Origin of the sequence: Dyadobacter sandarakinus, from assembly GCF_016894445.1 — a bacterium.
Classification (GTDB): Bacteria; Bacteroidota; Bacteroidia; order Cytophagales; family Spirosomataceae; genus Dyadobacter; species Dyadobacter sandarakinus.
Map to the genome: position 1 here is coordinate 264,261 of NZ_CP056775.1, position 21,148 is coordinate 285,408.

Below are 21,148 nucleotides of genomic sequence, written 5' to 3' on the forward strand. Positions count from 1 at the left end.
TATCACGATTAATAAATGAAAAGTGTTTCCATTGTGACGGTCAACTATAACCAGCCCAAAGTGACCGAGGATCTGCTGAAATCCTTGCTGGAAGTAAATACCTACCCCGATCTGGAAATCATCGTGGTCGACAATGGCAGCAAAGTCAATGTGGTGCCGGAGTGGGAGGTGAAGTACTGGAACGTCAAATTCATCCGCTCGGATGTGAATACGGGCTTTGCGGGGGGAAATAATCTGGGGATCCGCTATGCGACGGGCGACTACCTGTTCCTGATCAACAATGATACCGAAGTGACGGCTGACCTCATCGGCAAGCTCGTGGACAGGCTTGAAGCCAACCCGCGCATCGGGATGATTTCACCCAAGATCCACTATTTTGATCAGCCGGATATGCTGCAGTACACCGGCTATACCCCGATGAACTATTATACATGCCGCAATGCATGCATTGGTCAGTTCGAAACGGACCGCGGCCAGTACGACCACCTGAGCGGAGTAACCGGCTATGCTCACGGCGCGGCTATGATGATCCGCAGGGAAGCGCTGGAAAAGGCAGGATTAATGTCCGAAAATTACTTTTTGTACTATGAAGAGCTCGACTGGTGCGAGCGGATCAGGAAGGCAGGTTACGAGATCCACACGGACCTTTCCGCACTTATTTACCATAAAGAATCTGTGTCAGTAGGCAAGAGGACGGCACTTAAGGAATTCTTCATGAACCGCAACCGGATTTTATTTATACGTAAAAATGCACCTTCGTCTGCTTTCTTTATCTTCTGCTGCTACTTCCTGGCAGCGGTAGTTCCCCGCAACATTTTTCAGTACCTGCGCAATGGAGAATATGGTTTTATCCCCGTTTTCCTGAAAGCAATTACCTGGCATTTTACCAACAAACCGGATAGTACCCACCTGGGCTTCCCACTTTCACGCTGACCATGGAACCGATATTCTGGCTGAGCATTTTCATCGTTTTTTACACTTTCCTGGGCTACGGGATCTTGCTTTACATTCTTGTACTCATTCGGCGTGCGGTCAAAGGTCGGCGGGTACCTCCCGGCCTGGACCAGGATTTTCCCACGCTGACTCTTGTGATTGCTGCCTATAATGAGGAAAGTATCATTGAAGAGAAGATCAGGGACACCTTGCAGCTGTCGTACCCGCAGGGCAAGCTGAGCATCCTGTTTGTAACAGACGGTTCCTCGGACCGTACCCCTGACATAATCGCCCGCTATCCCGAACTCAGGCTGATGCATACGCCGGCGCGGAGCGGGAAGATACAGGCGATTCACCGTGCCATGCATGAAGTGGACAGCGAGGTAGTGGTTTTTACGGATGCAAATACATTCCTGAACCAGGATGCGCTGCTCCTCATTGCACGCCATTATGCCGATCCGACGGTAGGAGCGGTATCCGGTGAAAAACGGGTGATGCAGGATGCGGTGTCCGATGCCACCGCGGGAGAAGGTTTTTACTGGAAATATGAGTCTGCCCTGAAGAGATGGGATTCGGAACTGTACTCCGTGGTGGGTGCGGCGGGGGAGCTGTTCAGTGTCCGCCGTGCATTGTACCGCCAGGTGGAGCCTGATACGATACTGGACGACTTTATGATCTCCATGCTGATCGCCAGCCAGGGTTACCGCATTGTATATGAGCCGGATGCGTATGCTTCCGAAACCTCGTCGGACAATATTCAGGAAGAGCTTAAACGTAAGGTAAGGATTGCTGCGGGAGGTATTCAGTCTATCACCCGGCTGGGTAAATTGCTGAATCCGGTAAGTTACCCGGTACTTTCGTTTCAGTACATCAGCCACCGCGTGTTACGGTGGACGGTCACACCATTTCTGATGATCCTTGCATTGCTGCTGAATATCGCGATCATGGCAATGGTCGGGGGCGCCTTGTATGCCATCATCCTGATTGCCCAGCTGTTATTTTACACTCTTGCGCTGGCAGGTTGGATCATGGAAAGGCGTAAAATCAAGGTAAAAGCATTTTTTGTCCCATACTATTTCTGCGTCATGAACTATGCGGTACTCGCAGGTATACGGCGGTACCTGGGCGGACGACAAAGTGCAGCATGGGACAAAGCAAAAAGAAAGAGTGTTCAGCCGCATTCGGCCGGCCTTTAACAGCCGGCTAGATCTGTTTCAGACGTGCAGATTCCTGTTCGAGGACCGGAATAATCACATTCAGATCGCCGGATATCTTTTTGTACATAGACATCAGTTCCTCATCAGATTCCTGCTCCTTGATCGCTTTTTCGAGCACCTCCACTTCTGAGCGGATCTCGGTGAGGCCCGTCATGGTAAATGAAGGTTTGAGCCCGTGTACAATACTCGCTGATTCCTTCATATCTCCGGTTTGCAGGGCATTTTCCAGTGCAATCCACCTTGGATAAGAGTCACTGAGAAAAGCATCAAAGATCATGTAGAGAATCACCGGGTCGTCACCATAGGCCTGATCGAGGTATTCAACATCCAGAACCGGGTTAAGTTGTAGCGCCATCATTTAAGTAAAATTTTTCCAGAAGTCATCAATCCAAGTACGTTAAAATAGTACCAAAGTCATTTCTATACAGGCTCTGAAAACTATTTTTACAAATTTATGGAATTTATTGATTCGACTCTTCTTTTACTTCTTCTTTCGCGGGTTGTTTGGCTTCTTCTTTCGCTTTTTTCTTAAAATATCTTCTAAACAGGAAGTTAGAGCGTAAAGCAACCATATTTTCATCAAGCTTTCCTGTGCTGCTTTCCAGGTTTTTTAATGTTTCCTTAATATTTGACGCAGTCTGCTGGTCATGCAACAGTACACCTACCGGGCTGGTCGTATTGGAGTTAAGATCGGCACTGGCTGCTTTCAAGTTGTTGATGGTTTCATTGGCTGAAACTACGGTTTCATTCAGTTTTCCAACTGTACCGCGAAGGTTCGTCATGATGATCGTATCCGTGGCGAAATCATTGGCCAGGCCGCCTTTCTGGTTCAGCTTGTCGGTATAGCTTGCGAGTGCCATCGTCATTTTCTGTGCATTTGACGATGCTATTTTCAACGTACCCAATGTCTGGTCCACATCTTTGTAGAGGCGCTCGTCATTCAGCAGCATACCCACGGTACCTTTTCCTTCCAGGATATTCTTGCTGATTGTTTTAAATGCACTTGTGATGCCCAGCAGGTTCTTGTTGTTTTCCTGCAAAACAGCCAGCATTTCCTCGGTACTTTCTATCTTTTCAACCGTGATCTCATCACCGTCCTCAATGGATGGGACCTTGGTGGTGCCTCCGTAAAGTACAATGATCTTGTTACCGATCAGACCGTCCGTACTCACTTTGGCCTTCGCGTTTTTACGGATAAATTCCTGTGACTTTTCCTCAATATGGAGCATTACCTCCACCTTGGAATTTTCCAGAAAACGGATGCTCTTCACCGTTCCTATTTTCACACCCGAGTACCAGATGTTATTGCCCGGTTTCAGACCATTGACATCCTCAAAGATCGTTTTGACCGTGATGGTAGTTGAAAAAACCTTTTTCATACTACCTATAGTGATAATGCCCAATACAAGAATCAGAATGCCTATGACAACAAACAGACCTACGGTGACAGAGCGCTTTTTGGCTGACTTTTCCATTATTGAATAAAATTATAATCGTAAAAACTTTTGATCCTTGGCTCATCCGATTCGAATACCTCCTCGAATGTGCCCTGTTTAAGAAAATGCCCGTCCAGAAGCATAGCGACACGGTCACCGGTGCTGCGTGCGCAGGTAAGGTCATGGGTAATAATAATCGAGCTGGTGTGGTATTTCTCTTTTACCTCATTGATCAGCTCATTGATCTCAAGACAGGTAATGGGATCGAGACCAGCTGTGGGCTCATCGTACAGCATGATTTCGGGTTTCAGGATCAGTGTCCTGGCAATACCGATCCGCTTGCGCTGCCCGCCCGAAAGTTCAGACGGCACCTGGTTGATCGTTTGCAGCAAACCAACCGCGTCGAGTACGCTCTCCACCTGCTCATCGATCTCGGCCCGTGTAAGGTTGGCCACGTTCCTGACGAGGGGGAATTCCAGGTTTTCCCGCACTGTCATACTATCATAAAGTGCGCTGTTCTGAAATGAGAATCCGATTTTGAGACGCAGGTCACGAAGTTCCTTTTCGTTCAGGGCAGATACTTCACGTCCGAGTACGTTGCATTCACCGCGATCCTGTGTGAGCAGGGCAACAATAATCTTGATCAATACGGACTTACCGGTACCCGACCGGCCGAGTACCACTACGTTTTCACCCCTGTTTACATCGAGGTTTACTCCGCGCAGTACGTGCAGGTCGCTAAAAGACTTATAAAGGTCCCTGATCCTGATTACAGTATCTGTGCCTGGATTTTCTTCAATCATATTAAACTCTGAAATAGTTCGAAACCTGAACAATAATCACTTCTTCCAGGAAGATCATAAACATGGAAATGACCACAGATGAGTTGGCTGCTTTTCCTACTCCCTCGGTACCCTTGCTGGCATTATATCCCTGGTAGCATCCCACAATTCCGATCGTAAAACCATACGCAACTGCTTTGGCTACTGAAGTGCCAAGGTCCAGGAAAGTGATCTGTTCAAATGCATTTTGAAAAAACGAGACGAAACTAGTGCCTTCATTCAGCGTCACATTCAGGAATGCGCCCAGCAAGCTCACCAGTGTACAGTAGAACATCAGCACCGGAATAGCTACCGTACACGCGAGTACGCGGGTGACGACCAGAAACTTAAACGGGTTTACCGCAGACACCTCCATGGCGTCGATCTGCTCGGTTACCCGCATGGAGCCTAACTCGGCACCGATACTGGATCCTACTTTTCCCGCACTGATCAATGCAGTAACCAGGGCGGCCAGCGCCCGGATGATCGCAATTGACACCAGGGAGGGCAGCCAGGATGTTGCCCCGAACTCAGCCAGCGAAGGCCGTGATTGTTTTGTAAAAACCATTCCTGTAATAAAGCCCGTGAGGCTGATCAGGAGCAGGGATTTGTTGCCGATCGCATAACACTGTTTTACAATTTCCTGGAATTCCATCCTGCCCCGGAAAAGCTCACGACAGAACCGGATAAAGAAAGTATAACCATTGTAAACAGCTGTTAATGCGGAGTCAATGCCTTTGGAGTAAACGTGGTCCCTTTGCTTTGTGCTCATTCAAATAGTTAAATCAACGCGTTACTGAAATTAGAGTGTGTTTTTCCTCAAACCACCGCAGGCGATATGCATTCATTGCATTGGCGCCAAGCTGGTTGAGCAGGCGGTAGTTGACAATAATGCCTACTGCTGCCCCGATGCCGGGAATCAGCTGGGCCATCTTGGCCAGGTCAATGTAGTCGCGGTATTCCTGCTGGAAGGTTTTCCAGTCAAACTGATGAATGTCTTCGGGTAATGCTTTGCTTTTGGCCTGCCAGCCCGTAATCTGTTCCAGTACATCCCGCCGGCCTTTCTGGCTGGAAAACGTAAGCTGGAACACATGCAGGATAAAAAGGCGCTCACGATAATCATCAACCGGGTATCCGTAGAGGGCTGCTATTTCAAACAGCAGCTTCATTTTGATACCAATCAGCACCGGAAATTCGGCCAGTGCGAGCCAAAAGCCGCCTGCTCCGGTAATGCCGCCCTCGGCAGCACCTGCTTTTTTATAAAAGTTAATTCGTCGTTTTACTTCCGCCTCGATGTCTTCCAAAGTCCGCTGACGTACTGGTGTGGACGTCGTGTATTCTGCACCCGACAGTACACCGCGCATCGTCTGCTTGATGGTGGCAGTAATGATCTGGTGGATCTTGTCCGGAATAATACCGTTCAGCTTATCCTGAACTCGCTTGGAAGTCCGGTCTATAAAGTTGGGACGTTTGTCCATTTTCTGCTGCCACCGCATGAGCTCGGCCCTGGCCGTCTCTTCGTAGGGGGTATACATGCCGTCTAGAAGCATACAATGGGGTACATCTTGATTTTTGTGGCTGTCGGATTTACCCCGGATCAGCAAAAATCATTCCATGTTGTCCGTGCCATTTGGAGGCACGGACAAAAACACGGTAGCAGTGTACGCCAGCGGCGCAAAATGGATGGGGAGGAGCTTATTTCAGCTTTACAGGTGCTGTACCTTCCCGGGTGATTTTCACCGGATTAATCATTCCTTTATCATCGAAAGACATCACGTCTATGCAGGTTTCGCGATGGTTGCCGTCCGTTTCGGTCAGCGGGCGTCTGTGGTAAACAATGTACCATTCATCTTTTCCCGGTACCTGGATTACCGAGTGGTGCCCTGCGCCTGTAGCTACCTGAGGATCTTGCTGAAGGATTTTTCCTACCCTTTTGAATGGGCCGAAAGGGGAGTCAGCGATGGCATAGGCCACGGAGTAATTAGGTCCTGTCCAGCCGCCTTCTGACCACATAAAGTAATATTTTCCATTTCTGATAAACATAAAAGGACCTTCCACATAACCCTCAGGCGTGATTTCCTTGAAGGTAGTACCATCAGGAAAAGGAATGAAGCCGGTAAAGTCCTTGTTGAGCTTGGCGACATTGCAGTGCCGCCAACCGCCATAGAAAAGGTAGTGTTGTCCGTCTTTGTCTTTGAAAACAAACTGGTCAATCGGCTGTGCGCCATTATGAAATTTGTCGATCAGCGGCTTGCCCAGGTAGTCCTTGAACGGACCTTCGGGCTTATCGGCTACAGCGACACCAATTCCGCCTTTTTCCTGATCGCTCTGGATATCATTGGCGCCAAAAAAGAAGTAATATTTTTTATCCTTCTCGATAATCGATGGGGCCCACATGGCTTTTTTTGCCCATTTCACGGATGAGGTATCCAGTATAGCATGGTGCTTTTTCCAGGTTTTCAGATCGTCCGACGAAAAAGCATCGAAGAAAACTTGCTGCTCGTAGGGCGCCGAGTAGGTGGGATATATCCAGAACTTCTTGCCAAAAATAATTCCCTCAGGGTCCGCATACCAGCCCGGGAATACAGGGTTTCCGGGCTTGCTCGCCGTACTTTGGGATAGCGCAGGGAAGCAAATTGTAGCAAAAAGCAGAATTGAAGCTGTTTTTTTCATTTGGGTGAGTATGTATTTAAAATCTTAAAACAAAATTTTCCTTAACCTGCTCTTTCCGGAAAAAGACCAGTCCGATCCAGAAAAGATCAACGGTAAGGGTCACCGAGGGGTGCTTTTTTATCTGCTCCCAGGCCTGCGTCATTTCTGCAGACCAGTATATATCATCAAATATAAAGACAGAATCATTGTGTGCATGCGGAAGGCATTGCTCAAAATACCGCACGGTAGGTTCAAAACGGTGGTTTGCATCAAAATAGGCAAAGTCAAGGGGCTTTGGCGTCCCGGCCAGAAATGCCGGCAGGGTTTCATCAATGTTCCCCGTAATCACCTCTATGTTTTCCACTTTCAGCTTATAGAAGTTCTGGCGGGCATAGCGCGCAGTTTCTGGACAGCCTTCAAAGGTGTACACACTGCCCGAGGGAGCCGCTTTGGCAAGATACAAGGTGGAAAGACCGAGAGAAGTACCCAGTTCCAGCACGGTGGCAGGTTGAAAATGCTGTACGAGCCTGTAGAAAAGCTTTCCGAACTTTTCAGGTTTTTCAGCATTGCGGGCAATGTCGCGCACCTTCCGGCGATTGGATTTATTGACCCTTGATCCCGCACCAAGGTCCCGCACCTCAATTTCCAGTGTACAGTGCAGGAGCTCGTTTCGGAATGATTTTAATAAAGTGAAATCGGGCAGGTCAGCCTTTTTGTTTCGGATTACCCTGGTATACAGTTCAAAAAGAAACGGGGAATGAATGGAATGCTCATTTCCGGCTCTCCAAAGGTACTTAAGGTAAGACGCAATCAAATTTCTAAGGGGTTAATGGAGCAGACAAACAGCGGCAAACAAGGATCAGTTGAGGCGGTAAGGAGCTACGAGGGAAAATGCAGGGATAATCACCTTGAAGTGCCGTCCGTCAATGACGCGTTCCATCAGGTAAGTGCCGGACATTTTGCCCATATCCGTCCGAAGGTTGCAGCCCGATACATAGTCATGTACCTCGCCAGGTTCCAGGATAGGTTGCAGGCCCACAATGCCTGCACCTTCTACTTCCCGCACGGTTCCGTTGGCGTCGTAAATGTGCCAGTGGCGCCGCAGCAACTTGACGGTATGCTCGCTATGGTTTTCGATGAGGATTTTATAAGTAAAAACGTAATGGTCCTGGGCCGGGTTGGAGTAATCCGGCTGAAACTCTGTCATTACAGTGACTTTCACACCATCCGTAACTTTGGAAACCATAAAAAATAAGGATGTCTGGTGAGGTAATAACGTGAAAAACAAGCTTTTGGAAGCCAAAATCAATTTTCCGTCCTGACGAAAATAGTAATCAATCGGGGACAAACCAAAACAAAGTCATTTAATTTAGGATCAAAACACAAATCAATTATGGACGTTAAGATTGAGCAGTCCTGGAAGGAAAGACTATCAGGCGAATTCGAAAAACCTTACTTTACGGAGCTGACGGAATTCGTCAGGTCGGAGTACAAAACAGCCACAGTATACCCTCCGGCCAGGCAAATTTTCAATGCATTTGACTTTTGTACTTTCGATGCATGCAAAGTAGTCATTCTGGGCCAGGACCCTTATCATGGTCCGGGTCAGGCCCATGGTTTGTGTTTTTCTGTCAATGATGGCGTCCGCATGCCGCCTTCACTGGTTAATATTTTCAAGGAAATCCAGACGGATCTGGGCAAACCTTTTCCGCCCTCCGGCAACCTTGAACGCTGGGCTAAGCAGGGGGTACTGCTTCTGAATGCAACCCTTACGGTACGTGCCGGCGCGGCAGGCTCTCACCAGAACAAGGGCTGGGAGCGCTTTACGGATGCCGTCATCAAATGCATTTCTGATGATAAAAGCAACATTGTCTTTATGCTTTGGGGCCGGTATGCGCAGGATAAGGGAAGCGTCATCAACACGGCAAGCCACCACATTCTGAAAGCGAAACATCCTTCACCCATGTCGGCCAATGGCGGAGGCTGGTTCGGTACAAGGCATTTCAGCCAGGCAAACGAGTACCTGGTGTCAAAAGGCAAGGAGCCGATCGAGTGGTAGGGTACAAAAAAAGAGCCGGGAAGCCCGACTCTTTTTTCCAAATTTTCACTCCTATTACTATTGTTATTTTTCAATGTTGGAGTTAATCTCCAGCACCTTATCCCAATTTCCTTCATTTGCTTTTACAAACGCCTTGCGGTCTGCATTGGCTACATATTTATCCGCACCTTCGACTGTTCTGAAAGTCAGGTAATGCACTACGTCAAATTGGTTTCCATCCACTGCAGACTTTTGTACATGTCCGGCTGAATAAGCTACCACTTCGTCTACCGAATTTTTCATGGAAGCAAAGTCACGCATGTGCTTTTCCATGTCTTCCGCAGTTGTTCCTGACTTAAACTTAATGCACACAACCCGCTGGATTTCGGCTCTTTTATGCGGCACATAAGCGCCGTAAATAATCAGCATAAACACACAAAGTGAAAATACCGGCAACAAATAACCTAATGTTTTATTTCTGGTTCTCATTATTCAAAATCTAAATCGGCTGAATCTTACTGGTACAAAGGTAAGATAAAAACCTATAATTGCATTATTTATATATAAAATATAACAAATTTTGAATTTGGTGAGCTTTGCAAAAGCTTGGATTTTCGAGAGCAGTTTAGGGCAAATAATATTTTGTGTACCTAAATACCTTGAATTTGAATTTCATGTGAAATCAAGATTCAAAATGGGTCTGTATAGCCCGCGATTTTGTGCAGATTGTAAAAACAGGTGATAAATTTCTGTTGCACCAGTTACTTTCTTGCAGCATTCCGTCTAAAAAGATGATCAGCTACTATTGGTCATTATCAAAACTTTATATGGATGTATTTTCAAGGCGGGCTGCAAAATTTTCAAGTGTTTCAAAGTTCTTTCCTGCTATTTGCCTTCTTTTTTGCATAAATGCTCCCGCAAATGCTGGCTCGTGGGGCTTCTGGGCACATAAAAGGATCAACCGCCTTGCAGTGTTCCGCCTGCCAGCTGCCATGCAGGTGTTTTATAAAAAACACATTGACTACATCACTGAAAATGCAACCAATCCGGACAAGAGAAGGTACGCAGTTGCCGGTGAGGCCGAGCGGCATTTTATTGATCTGGATGTGTATGGCGACAGCGTGTTTTACTTTTTACCACCATCCTGGCCTAAGGCAGTTGAAAGAGTAGGGGAAGACAGCCTGCGGAAGCACGGGATTGTACCTTGGCACATTCAGCTCGCTGCTTTTCAGCTTACGGAAGCATTCAAGATGCGTGACCTGACGCGCGTACTAAGGCTTTCGGCTGAACTGGGGCATTATATTGCCGACGCGCATGTACCGCTGCATACGACCAGCAATTATAATGGTCAGAAAACCCGGCAAACCGGGATACACGGATTTTGGGAGTCACGCCTGCCGGAGCTGTTTGCAGAACAATATGAGTTTTGGGAGGGTCCCGCAGTATATCAGGAAAATATCATGCTGGCAGCCTGGCAGGCTGTCCGGGAATCCAGCGAGGCGAGGGATTCGGTTTTATCCTTTGAAAAAATACTGACCGGCACTTTCGCGTCTGATAAAAAGTACAGCTATGAACTTAGGAACAATGTACTCACCCGCAGCTACTCGCGCGAGTTTTCCGAGCAATACCATGCAATGCTGGCTGGGCAGGTCGAAAGAAGGATGCGCGCATCGATCCGCATGACGGGCGACATCTGGTATACATGCTGGATTAATGCCGGCCAGCCCGACCTTGCATCTTTAACCGAAATAAAGCCGCAGGCTACTCCCGAAAAGGAGGAAGAAACAAGCTGGATCAGGCGGCTGCTGCATATCCGGCCGGAAGCAGATGATTAAAGCCGGATTATACCATCCACCTGCTGCATCAGCATCCTGGCAGTTACCAGAAGCTGGCCCGTATGCCGCTGCGTATGCTCCGCAGCATGAAAGAGTAATCCCAGCTTTGTGGACGGAATTCTGGCGCGGCCCACATAGCGGAGGTCAGTCAGTGTACTTTCTTCTACCATTTTAAAATATGCGATGGAAGCCTCAACCTGCCTGTCAAATGCATGCAGCAATGCTGTATAGTTGCATCCCGGGAAAGGCTCGGAGCCTTCGTTTTTCAGGTAAGTAAGCTGCCCGTCACTGAGCAGGCGTTCGTCTGCGTAAGTAAAAAGCCTGTCGAGTACACCGGTAAGATGCTGTAAATGAAAACCTACCGAGGCAAGTCCCGCAGGCTTATGCCAGAGCAGATCATTGGGGAAGGTATCTGCCAGGCCAGCCAGCTCTTCTCCCGCCTGAAGGAGTGCATGCGCTGCGGGTTGCAAGAGCGGAGGTACTCCGGGCAGAGGGCCCCTGAGCCAAACTTCTTGTTTCTGAGCTTGTTTATCCATAGTTGTAAATAAAAGAAAAAGGGGCTTAAAAAGCCCCTTTTAAACTATCTAAAATCAGATATTACTTCGCAATATCGATCTGAACCGGTTTTCCCTTAATGGTATTGCCATCCATGGCACGGAGGATTGTCCTCGCATCCTTGTCAGGTACATCCACAAAAGTAAACTTGTCATAAATGTCGATCGCTCCGATTGTTTTGCCCGGAATGTTGGCCTCACCTGCAATGGCGCCCACGATATCTTTCGGCATAATATGATCTTTGCGTCCAAGGCTCAGGAACAAGCGGGTCATACCAGCTTCGGGTGAGCGGCGAACTTCGCCCTCTCCCCGGCGTACACCGCCTGCCGCAGGGTAGCGCTCTCCTCCACGACGGTCTCCGTCGCGGCGGTCACCACTTTCCCGGCGATCGCCGAACTTGCTGCCTGAACGACGCTCGTAACGGTCGCCACCTTCACGGCGGGCGCCGCCATCACGCTCATTCCTTCTTTCTTCCCAGGCCAGGTTGCTGTCTGTATATTCATTTTTCTGAACGCCCATGATCTGTTTAGCCATCGCACCTACTACCTGCTCGGTAGTAAAGCCGCTGTGGTGAAGCATTTCGAGCACGTCGTTATACAATTCAGCGTCGCCGCCTTCCTTGATTGCGGCAGAAATATTTTCAACAAAGCGCGCTTTGCGTACACCCACGATATCTTCAAAGGACGGAATTACACCTTTTTCAATTTTTACCTTGGTATAACCTTCAATGGATTTAAGGCGGTATTTTTCGTCACGCGCTACCAGCGAGAATGCCTTTCCGGACATGCCCGCACGGCCAGTACGACCTATCCGGTGTACGTAATACTCCTCGTCCAGTGGAATGTCGTAGTTGATCACACCATCCAGGCCGCTTACGTCAATACCCCGTGCAGCTACGTCTGTCGCTACCAGGATCGTTGTTACGCCAGCCTTGAACTTGCTCATGACATTGCTGCGCTGCTGCTGGCGAAGGTCACCATGAATTCCTTCTGACGCGTATCCGCGCAGTTGCAGGTCTTCCACGATCTCGTCCACCTTACGTTTTGTATTACAAAAAACAAGCAGTGATTTCAGGTGGTGCATATCGATCAGGCGGGTCATGACTTCCACTTTCGCCTGTGGTTTTACCTCGAAATAAACCTGCTCGATGTTCTGGTTGGTGAGCTCATTGCGAACCACTTTAATGAGTACAGGATCGTTGAGGAATCTTTTGGTGATCGACATGATCGGCTTGGACATTGTAGCCGAGAAAAGGATCGTCTGGCGATCTTCCGGCATGTCGGCCAGAATGCTTTCAATGTCTTCACGAAAGCCCATATCCAGCATTTCGTCCGCTTCATCAAGTACCATCATGCGTACTTCATCAAATTTCAGCGTACGACGTTCCATATGGTCCATCACGCGGCCAGGTGTACCTACTACAATATGAACACCTTTTTTCAGGGAGCGGATCTGACGGTCGATCGAATCACCGCCATAAATTGCTTCAATGCGAACGCCACGTTCAAATTTTCCAAGTCTGCCAAGTTCTTCGGAAACCTGCACGGCAAGCTCGCGGGTAGGGCAGAGGATCAATGCCTGAACGGCATTAACCGAAGTATCAATTCTTTCAAGGACAGGAATACCGAATGCGGCAGTTTTACCAGTACCGGTCTGGGCCTGACCAATTACGTCAGAACCTTGCATTACGGCTGGTATACCTTGTGCCTGGATCGGCGAGGGCTTTACGAAGCCCATTTCGTCCAAAGCTTTCATTATGTTTTCAGAAAGTCCGAGTTCTGAAAATGACTCAATAGTCTCAGTTGTCATTATATTGATTTGTTGTATTTTTTTAACAGATGTACTTGGTTGACCGGATTTCCGGCCGAAATCTGGCGATCTGCGAAATGCAGCGATCCGAAAGCTGATTTAGAGGAATTACAAAGTCGGGACTAAACACGGAGAACCCGGATGCCTGACATCGTGCAAAAACTATAAACAATTTCAAAAAGGGATTCCGCAAAGCCCGCCACAAACCATCCGTGGGGCTCTGCGTGTGTACGGTAATGTCAACCGGCGAAAAGAGGCTGACGGCTGGTTCTGTTTGTGCCTGACCGTATGAGAAGCAGAGAAGCGAACGGATGTTCGTTCAAATTTTATGCAAAAGTAAGAAGAATAATGGAGTATGCAATAGTAGCGGCTACTTAATTGTAATATTTGTAGAAAATGGAAAAGCCCCGCAATACTTTGCAGGGCTCTTTACACAGGTGCAGAAAGGTCAGAATAATGTTTTTACGTCCTGGTAAGGCATGTTCCAGGCATCAGCAACTCCCTGGAAGACAACTTTACCATTTACCACATTTAATCCTTTCCGAAGTTCTTCATTATGGGTACAGGCAGTTTGCCAGCCCAGGTTGGCGAGCTGCAAAGCATAGGGCAGGCTGGCATTGGTAAGTGCCAGGGTAGAGGTATAGGGAACTGCGCCGGGCATATTGGCAACGCAGTAATGCACCACACCATCCACTTCATAAATCGGGTCTTCGTGGGTAGTGGCGCGGGATGTTTCAAAACACCCGCCCTGGTCAATCGCTACGTCCACCATGACGGTACCGGGCTTCATCAGTTTCAGCATGTCGCGGGTAATGAGTGACGGTGCCTTGGCGCCCGGGATCAGTACCCCGCCGATGATCAGGTTGGCGCTTTTTACCAGGTCGCGGATGTTGTATTCATTGGACATAACCGTATCCACATTGGCAGGCATAATGTCTTCCAGGTAACGGAGGCGCGCAAGGCTGATATCAACAATCGTGACGTTTGCGCCCAGTCCGGCCGCCATTTTAGCAGCCTGCGTACCCACAATGCCGCCGCCCAGCACCAGTACATTGGCCGGCTTCACACCGGCTACCCCGCCGAGCAGGATTCCAAAACCACCCATTGGTTTTTCAAGGTATTTGGCACCTTCCTGTATGGCCATACGTCCGGCTACTTCGCTCATGGGAACGAGCAAAGGCAGGCTGCGATCCGTTTTTTCAACGGTTTCATAGGCAAGACAAACTGCTTTGCGGGCTATCATCGCGTGGGTAAGCTCCTCCGACGAAGCAAAGTGGAAGTAGGTAAACAGCAGCTGGTTTTCTTTGATCAGCGGGTATTCGGATGCGATAGGTTCTTTTACTTTAATGATCATTTCAGCTGCATCGTACACAGCCTCAATGGTCGGAAGGATGCTCGCGCCTGCCGAGGCGTAGTCTTCATCAGCAAAGCCGCTGCCTTTTCCCGCCTCGGTCTGCACGTACACCGTGTGGCCGTGTTTACGAAACTCCGTCACACCGGCCGGCGTGACAGCAACCCTGTTTTCATTATTTTTTATCTCTTTGGGGACGCCAATGATCATTGGGAATCAATTTTGCAGTTGATGGATTGTTTGAAAAGTATACAAATTTACTTTTGGTAGAAAAAAGCATGTACCTGCTCCACGTAGTCCAGTAAATAAAGCTCCCATCACTCGATCCGGCAGAAAAATTTTCTATCTTTCCCGCACTTACCGTTTACCCGCATTTAAAAAAAACTGCATTGCTTCCCGACGCAACCGACCGTAAGATCCTTGAACTTCTGCAGCAGGATTCCCAGCTGACCATCAAGGAAATTGCCAGCCGCATCAACCTTTCCGTCACGCCGGTACATGAGCGTATCCGTAAGCTGCAAAAGGAGGGGATTATTGATAAATATGTATGTATCCTCAACAGGAGGAAGGTAGGGAAAGCTTTGATTGTTTATTGTAATGTTACGCTGGACAAACAGCGTAGGGAAAGCTTTGAAGATTTCAATAAGGCCATCATCCAGATGAGCGAAGTACTGGAATGTTCCGTAGTTTCGGGCAACTTTGATTATATGCTGAAAGTGATCGTAGCAGATGCGGAGGCATTCAACCAGTTTTACCAGCATAAACTTTCTGCGCTGAATAGTGTTTTACACATCAGCAGTTATTTTGTAATTTCCGAAATCAAGTACACCACGGCCATAGCAGTCTGAAAACGCGCAGGGGTTCACCGGCAGTTTTCATTATCCGGGCACGTTGCTGCGGCCAAAATGCCACTCTGAATGAATAAAAATGTAAAAGACGGGCTCAACCTGATGTCCAAAGTGACTTTCAAGCGGGCCTGGAATGCCGTGCAGATCCTGGGGAGCTACTTTTATTCCCGGTTTACAGGTCAGCCGGTGCATTGGGGGATGCCGATCGCAATCTCTTTTGAGCCTACTACTTCCTGCAATTTAAGATGTCCCGAATGTCCGAGCGGCCTGCGCTCATTTACCCGGCCCACAGGCATGATGGAGGAAAAGCTGTATAAAAAGACCATCGATGAGCTGGCAGATACACTGCTGTACCTGATTTTTTACTTCCAGGGCGAGCCTTACCTGCACCCCAAGTTTTTTGAGCTGGTGCAGTATGCGCACGATAAAGGTATTTACACGGCTACCAGCACCAATGCACATTACCTGACCGACGAGAAGGCCAGAAAAACCGTAGAATCCGGCCTTGACCGGCTGATTATTTCCATCGATGGTACTACCCAGGATGTGTACCAGCAGTACCGGGTGGGCGGCAACCTGGAAAAGGTACTGGAAGGCACACGCAATATCATCAAATGGAAAAAAGAGCTGAAATCGAGTACGCCGCATGTGATTTTCCAGTTTCTGGTGGTGAAGCCGAACGAGCATCAGATCGAGGATGTGAAAAAGCTGGCACTGGAAATGGGCGTGGATGAAGTAGGGCTGAAAACGGCGCAAATCTATGACTATGAGGAGGGGTCCGACCTGATCCCGACGATAGAGCGCTACTCGCGTTACCAGAAGGAAGAAAATGGCCGGTACTCCATAAAAAATGCTTTTGTAGACCATTGCTGGAAAATGTGGCACTCCTGCGTGATTACCTGGGATGGCGCTGTGGTACCCTGCTGTTTTGACAAGGATGCGGAGTACCAGTTGGGCGATATGAAGCGGCAAACCTTCCGGCAGCTCTGGAGAGGGAAGAAGTACACCGACTTCCGTGCGTCGCTGATCCGGTCGCGGTCAGAGATAGAAATGTGCAAAAATTGCACGGAAGGTACCCGCGTATGGGCGTGAAACATTTGCCTAAATTTTGGGTAAAATTATTTTAACGAAATACTAATATCCTGTAAATAACTATCCAGCAGCACATTGTGCCGGGTTCCTCAAACTCCGTGGAACATTTTTTGGTGAATTGCCCCGAATAATAGAAATTTGACCTTGGTAACTCGAATGAATACATGGGCAAAGTCATTGCAATAGCAAACCAAAAGGGAGGGGTAGGTAAAACAACCACTGCAATTAACCTGGCCGCGAGTTTGGCGGCACTCGAATTCCGCACACTCATCATTGATGCTGATCCGCAGGCCAACTCCACGTCCGGGCTGGGTTTTAACCCCCAGGAAATGGAAAATAGTATTTACGAATGCATGGTGGAGCAGGCCAAAACTGCTGACATTGTTCTTTCAACCGATTTCCCAAACCTGGACCTGCTGCCCTCGCACATCGACCTGGTGGGCGCTGAGATCGAAATGATCAACCTGAAAAACAGGGAGCAGCGGATGAAAGATGCTATTTCGGAAGTGCGGGACGAGTACGATTTCATTATTATAGACTGTTCGCCCTCACTGGGTTTGATCACGATCAACAGCCTTACAGCCGCTGACTCGGTGATTATTCCTGTTCAATGCGAATACTTTGCACTGGAAGGTTTGGGTAAATTATTGAATACCATCACGATTATACAATCACGCCTCAATACAAGCCTCGTCATCGAGGGAATATTGCTGACCATGTACGACCTCCGGCTCAGGCTGTCCAATCAGGTTGTGAATGAAGTCACCAGTCACTTTGAGTCACTCGTTTTCAATACGATCATTCCGCGGAACGTTCGCATCAGTGAAGCCCCGAGCTATGGTATTCCCGTCATGGCGCAGGATGCGGACAGCAAGGGTGCGGTAAGCTACCTGAACCTGGCCCGTGAAATTCTCCGGAAAAATGGTTTGCTGTCGTCCGACAAGCAGCTGGGAGTGAAGTGAGTGATGATTTGACCAGCGAAAAAGATGGAAAACAGCAATAAAGCCAAAAAAATGACCGGACTGGGAAGGGGCCTGGGAGCTCTCTTACAGGATTCTGAAAAAATCAATACGCCCCGCTCCAATGCACGTATCGCTTCCCCGGAAGTGGTAGGCTCAATGAATGAGATCGAGGTGGACCAGATTGATGCCAATCCCTACCAGCCGCGAACAAAGTTTGATCAGGAAGCCTTGCAGGAACTTGCAGATTCGATCCGGGTCCAGGGAATTATTCAGCCGATTACGGTGCGTCAGCTTCCGGACAGTTCCTACCAGCTTATTTCGGGAGAGCGGCGGCTGCAGGCCAGCCGATCCCTCGGTATGGTGACCATTCCCGCCTATGTAAGAACGGCCAATGACCAGCAAATGCTGGAAATGGCGCTCATCGAAAACATTCAGCGGGAAAACCTGAATGCCATAGAAATTGCACTCAGCTACCAGCGGCTGATCCTTGAATGCAACCTGAAACAGGAGGAACTGGGTGTAAGGGTTGGTAAAAACCGCACGACCGTCAACAACTATATCCGTCTGCTCAAACTGCCTCCCGTAATCCAGGCGGCCCTTCGTGACAATAAAATCAGCATGGGACATGCGCGGGCGATTATCACGATTAACAGTGACCAGAGTCAGTTAAAGATTTTTAACAAAATAATCGAAGAAGGCTGGTCGGTGCGGAAAGTGGAAGAGGAGGTCCGTAAGCTGGGAATGATGAGCAGTATCTCGTTTGCGGCCAAAAAACAAGCAACAATTAATCAGGAAATAAAGTCGTTACAGTTCCAATTATCATCGTTTTTCGGGGCAAAAGTGTCGGTCAAAAGCAATAATGACCATAAAGGGGAGATTAAGATCCCCTTCACGTCCCAGGATGAGCTCAAAAGGATTCTGGAAACACTGAAAGTTAAATAGACTTGAAAAACTGGTTATGGATCGGGCTGATCCTGCTGTCGGGGCAGCATATCATGGGACAAGTAAAAACCGCTGACAGCGTCAGGGTAGCTACGGCGCCGGCCATCGCCGATACGACGCAAAGGGCGGCAATTGATTCCATTGCCGGGAAAAAGAAAAAATTTGCTCCGGTACCCCGGCGCGCAACCCGCCTGGCGCTTATTCCCGGCGGAGGGCAGCTATATAACCGCGATTACTGGAAAGCACCCATCGTTTACCTGGCATTCGGCGGCGGGCTTTATGCTTATTACCTGAACTCAGTTAAATACAAGGATTACCTGGCTACCTACAAGGCCTTTTACGACCTGGATAAGAACAGTCCGAATTACGGCAAGATAAAGGAAGGACTTACGGCCGATTCCACATTGCCGGTTCGTTACAGGAATCTTTTTAATACAAGCAGTACCTACCCGGAAATCAACCGCGACCAGGCGGCACGCGGCAAAAATTACTGGAGACGTAACCGCGGCTTTGCACTGATTGTGTCGGGCCTGATTTACTCACTTACGATTATCGAAGCCAATGTGGCGGCACACATGAAAACATTTGACCTTTCAGATGATCTGACCCTCCGGCTGGAACCCAAGCTTAATCAGCCCGCCATGCGGTCGGCTACACCGGGAGTAAGGCTGGTTTTTAATTTTAAGTAAATAAATCAGAGTACATTATATTTTTGATTAATGAAAATACTACTACTGGGATATGGCAAGATGGGCAAAACGATCGAGCGCATCGCCGAAGAACGCGGGCATACGATCGTTGGACGGATTGACCTGTCAAACCGGGGTGATATGGACGTGCTCAGCACGCCGGATGTAGATGTGGCCATCGAATTCAGCGCACCGGAAGCCGCATATGACAACATCACTTACTGCCTGAAAAAAGGCTGGGCCGTGGTAAGCGGTACTACCGGCTGGCTCGAACACCGCACTGAAATCGAAGAACTTTGTAGAGCACAGAACGGTGCCTTCTTCTATGCGTCCAATTACAGCATCGGGGTGAACCTGTTTTTCAGGCTGAACCGTCAGCTGGCGCGACTGATGGAAGGTCGGGGCTACGAGCCTTCCATGACCGAAATCCACCACATTCACAAGCTTGATGCACCTAGCGGCACTGCAATTACCCTGGCCGAAGGCATTGCAGCAATGTCTGAAAGTGTGGACGGCTGGAAGCTGGCACCGGAAGAAGCGGAAGGATATATTACGATTAAGGCAGAGCGCGAAGGTGAGGTGCCGGGTACCCATATCATCCGCTACGAGTCTGAAGTGGATACGATTGAAATTTCACATACTGCTCATAACCGGAACGGATTTGCATTGGGTGCTGTGGTAGCCGCAGAGTGGCTGCCCGGCAGATATGGCGTATTCGGAATGGACGACCTTCTCAAAAATCTGGATTAGGATTTACAAATCATTGTTCCAATGGCATTCAATAAAGAAGTTACAGAGAGACCAGTTCACAACCAGAAAAGGAAATCAGCCGTACGTGAATGGTTTGACTCCATCTTGTTTGCGGTAATTGCCGCCACGCTCATTCGCTGGCTGTTTTTTGAAGCATTTACCATTCCTACGCCCTCTATGGAAAACAGCCTGCTCGTAGGCGATTTCCTGTTTGTAAGTAAGCTGCATTATGGTACCCGCACACCCAAAACACCCTTGCAGGTACCGTTGACCCACCAGACCATCTGGGGCACCAACATTCCTTCCTATACCGACGCCATTCAGCTGCCACAATACCGGCTGCCGGGGTTCAGCAAGGTGAAACGCGGCGACGTGGTGGTGTTCAACTATCCGCCTGAGATGCAGCATCCCGTTGATTTAAAAACCAACTACATTAAAAGGTGCATGGGACTCCCGGGCGATGTACTCGAAGTACGCGACCTGCAGGTGTATGCCAACGGAAAGCCCGTCGAAAATCCGGTACGTATGGAAAACGAGTACTTCGTAGCAACTACCACGCCGGTGAATGAGCTGAAAGTATTCAGGGAAAACGGCATTTCGGAGTACAATACCTATACCGAGACTTTTGGCGACACGCTTGCACAAAATGACCAGCTGGGTTACCTGGTTTATACGACCACGGAAATTGCCGCCAAGCTGAAAACATATGATTTTGTCAAAGACATTACCCTGGTAAAATCGCCCAGGGATATCAGTGAGCCGATGCTTTATCCTAATTCGTCCCTGTTCAAGTGGAACCGTGACAATTATGGACCGATTACCGTTCCGAAAAAAGGGGTTACGGTGCAGCTTACGCCTGAAAACATTGCTTTGTACGGTACTGTGATCAAGAACTATGAGGACAATGAGAATGTGACTTTGGAAGAAAGATCAGTCAAATTGGCCGGAAAGGCGATTGCCAGCTATACTTTCAAGCAGGATTATTACTTTATGATGGGCGATAACCGGCATAATTCAGCCGACTCGCGCTACTGGGGCTTTGTGCCGATGGATCACATTGTAGGAAAAGCGGTGTTCGTTTGGATGTCCATTGATCCTGATCCAAGTGGGTTTTTCAGCAAAATCCGGTGGAGCAGATTGTTTCGGGTGATTAACTGACCCAGAAAATTCTTAGGTAGAGAGGAGAGGCTACAAGTCTCTCCTTTTTTTGTTTTTATA

The 21,148-nt window shown here is 48.5% G+C and carries 23 protein-coding genes; 11 read left to right on the top strand and 12 right to left on the bottom strand.

The window, feature by feature from the left end; genetic code table 11:
• Positions 1-15: 15 nt before the first annotated feature.
• Both HWI92_RS00950 and HWI92_RS00955 read left to right on the top strand, forming a co-directional pair.
• Entirely contained in the window at positions 16-933 is a 918-nt protein-coding gene (locus HWI92_RS00950) for a glycosyltransferase family 2 protein (RefSeq protein ID WP_204660343.1), read from the top strand.
• 2 nt (positions 934-935) lie between these two features.
• The gene (locus HWI92_RS00955) at positions 936-2,129 is read left to right on the top strand and encodes a glycosyltransferase family 2 protein (protein WP_204660344.1); all 1,194 of its coding nucleotides are present in this window, start codon (positions 936-938) and stop codon (positions 2,127-2,129) included.
• A gap of 7 nt (positions 2,130-2,136) precedes the next feature.
• Here HWI92_RS00955 and HWI92_RS00960 read toward each other — a convergent pair whose 3' ends face one another.
• The 8 genes from HWI92_RS00960 to apaG form a co-directional block, all read right to left on the bottom strand.
• Complete coding sequence (locus tag HWI92_RS00960; protein WP_229248657.1) at positions 2,137-2,508, bottom strand: Hpt domain-containing protein; 372 nt, start codon at positions 2,506-2,508, stop codon at positions 2,137-2,139.
• 103 nt (positions 2,509-2,611) lie between these two features.
• Entirely contained in the window at positions 2,612-3,529 is a 918-nt protein-coding gene (locus HWI92_RS00965; RefSeq protein WP_229248659.1) for an MlaD family protein, read from the bottom strand.
• 95 nt (positions 3,530-3,624) lie between these two features.
• Positions 3,625-4,389: an ABC transporter ATP-binding protein gene (locus HWI92_RS00970; RefSeq protein ID WP_204660346.1), complete on the bottom strand. Its 765-nt coding sequence runs from the start codon at positions 4,387-4,389 to the stop codon at positions 3,625-3,627.
• 1 nt (position 4,390) lies between these two features.
• A complete protein-coding gene (locus tag HWI92_RS00975; RefSeq protein ID WP_204660347.1) occupies positions 4,391-5,179 on the bottom strand; it encodes an MlaE family ABC transporter permease in 789 nt (262 codons plus the stop codon).
• Between the two features lie 13 nt (positions 5,180-5,192).
• A complete protein-coding gene (locus HWI92_RS00980; RefSeq protein WP_229248668.1) occupies positions 5,193-5,957 on the bottom strand; it encodes an EcsC family protein in 765 nt (254 codons plus the stop codon).
• A gap of 145 nt (positions 5,958-6,102) precedes the next feature.
• Complete coding sequence (locus tag HWI92_RS00985; RefSeq protein WP_204660348.1) at positions 6,103-7,080, bottom strand: glycoside hydrolase family 43 protein; 978 nt, start codon at positions 7,078-7,080, stop codon at positions 6,103-6,105.
• A 16-nt stretch (positions 7,081-7,096) separates the two neighbouring features.
• Complete coding sequence (locus tag HWI92_RS00990) at positions 7,097-7,873, bottom strand: O-methyltransferase (RefSeq protein WP_204660349.1); 777 nt, start codon at positions 7,871-7,873, stop codon at positions 7,097-7,099.
• A gap of 45 nt (positions 7,874-7,918) precedes the next feature.
• Positions 7,919-8,305, bottom strand: coding sequence for a Co2+/Mg2+ efflux facilitator ApaG/CorD (gene apaG, locus HWI92_RS00995; RefSeq protein ID WP_204660350.1), 387 nt, complete (start codon positions 8,303-8,305; stop codon positions 7,919-7,921).
• A gap of 147 nt (positions 8,306-8,452) precedes the next feature.
• Between apaG and ung the strand changes: the two genes are divergently transcribed.
• Positions 8,453-9,118, top strand: a complete 666-nt coding sequence (gene ung, locus HWI92_RS01000; RefSeq protein WP_204660351.1) for a uracil-DNA glycosylase — start codon at positions 8,453-8,455, stop codon at positions 9,116-9,118.
• Positions 9,119-9,181: 63 nt separating this feature from the next.
• Here the strand turns inward: ung and HWI92_RS01005 are convergent, their stop codons facing one another.
• Positions 9,182-9,586, bottom strand: coding sequence for a Dabb family protein (locus tag HWI92_RS01005; RefSeq protein WP_229248682.1), 405 nt, complete (start codon positions 9,584-9,586; stop codon positions 9,182-9,184).
• A gap of 482 nt (positions 9,587-10,068) precedes the next feature.
• Here HWI92_RS01005 and HWI92_RS01010 point away from each other — a divergent pair, with 482 nt between their 5' ends.
• Entirely contained in the window at positions 10,069-10,932 is an 864-nt protein-coding gene (locus HWI92_RS01010) for a zinc dependent phospholipase C family protein (protein WP_204660352.1), read from the top strand.
• Here the strand turns inward: HWI92_RS01010 and HWI92_RS01015 are convergent.
• From HWI92_RS01015 to ald, 3 genes are all read right to left on the bottom strand, one after another.
• Positions 10,929-11,468: a DinB family protein gene (locus tag HWI92_RS01015; protein ID WP_204660353.1), complete on the bottom strand. Its 540-nt coding sequence runs from the start codon at positions 11,466-11,468 to the stop codon at positions 10,929-10,931. The genes HWI92_RS01010 and HWI92_RS01015 overlap by 4 nt on opposite strands.
• Positions 11,469-11,529: 61 nt before the next feature.
• Complete coding sequence (locus HWI92_RS01020; RefSeq protein WP_204660354.1) at positions 11,530-13,296, bottom strand: DEAD/DEAH box helicase; 1,767 nt, start codon at positions 13,294-13,296, stop codon at positions 11,530-11,532.
• 448 nt (positions 13,297-13,744) lie between these two features.
• Positions 13,745-14,857 (bottom strand): alanine dehydrogenase, encoded by a 1,113-nt coding sequence (ald, locus tag HWI92_RS01025; protein ID WP_204660355.1) that lies wholly within the window; start codon positions 14,855-14,857, stop codon positions 13,745-13,747.
• A 179-nt stretch (positions 14,858-15,036) separates the two neighbouring features.
• Between ald and HWI92_RS01030 the strand changes: the two genes are divergently transcribed.
• From HWI92_RS01030 to lepB, 7 genes are all read left to right on the top strand, one after another.
• On the top strand, positions 15,037-15,495 hold the full coding sequence (locus HWI92_RS01030) for an Lrp/AsnC family transcriptional regulator (RefSeq protein WP_204660356.1): 459 nt from the start codon (positions 15,037-15,039) through the stop codon (positions 15,493-15,495).
• Between the two features lie 69 nt (positions 15,496-15,564).
• Positions 15,565-16,587: an SPASM domain-containing protein gene (locus HWI92_RS01035; RefSeq protein WP_204660357.1), complete on the top strand. Its 1,023-nt coding sequence runs from the start codon at positions 15,565-15,567 to the stop codon at positions 16,585-16,587.
• 164 nt (positions 16,588-16,751) lie between these two features.
• On the top strand, positions 16,752-17,549 hold the full coding sequence (locus HWI92_RS01040) for a ParA family protein (protein ID WP_204660358.1): 798 nt from the start codon (positions 16,752-16,754) through the stop codon (positions 17,547-17,549).
• 24 nt (positions 17,550-17,573) lie between these two features.
• Positions 17,574-18,491 (top strand): ParB/RepB/Spo0J family partition protein, encoded by a 918-nt coding sequence (locus HWI92_RS01045; RefSeq protein ID WP_204660359.1) that lies wholly within the window; start codon positions 17,574-17,576, stop codon positions 18,489-18,491.
• 2 nt (positions 18,492-18,493) lie between these two features.
• Positions 18,494-19,180 carry a DUF5683 domain-containing protein gene (locus tag HWI92_RS01050; protein WP_204660360.1) on the top strand — a complete coding sequence of 229 codons (687 nt, stop codon included), beginning with the start codon at positions 18,494-18,496 and terminating at the stop codon, positions 19,178-19,180.
• A gap of 30 nt (positions 19,181-19,210) precedes the next feature.
• A complete protein-coding gene (gene dapB / locus HWI92_RS01055; RefSeq protein WP_204660361.1) occupies positions 19,211-19,930 on the top strand; it encodes a 4-hydroxy-tetrahydrodipicolinate reductase in 720 nt (239 codons plus the stop codon).
• Between the two features lie 21 nt (positions 19,931-19,951).
• Positions 19,952-21,088, top strand: a complete 1,137-nt coding sequence (lepB, locus tag HWI92_RS01060) for a signal peptidase I (RefSeq protein ID WP_204660362.1) — start codon at positions 19,952-19,954, stop codon at positions 21,086-21,088.
• Positions 21,089-21,148 lie beyond the last annotated feature (60 nt).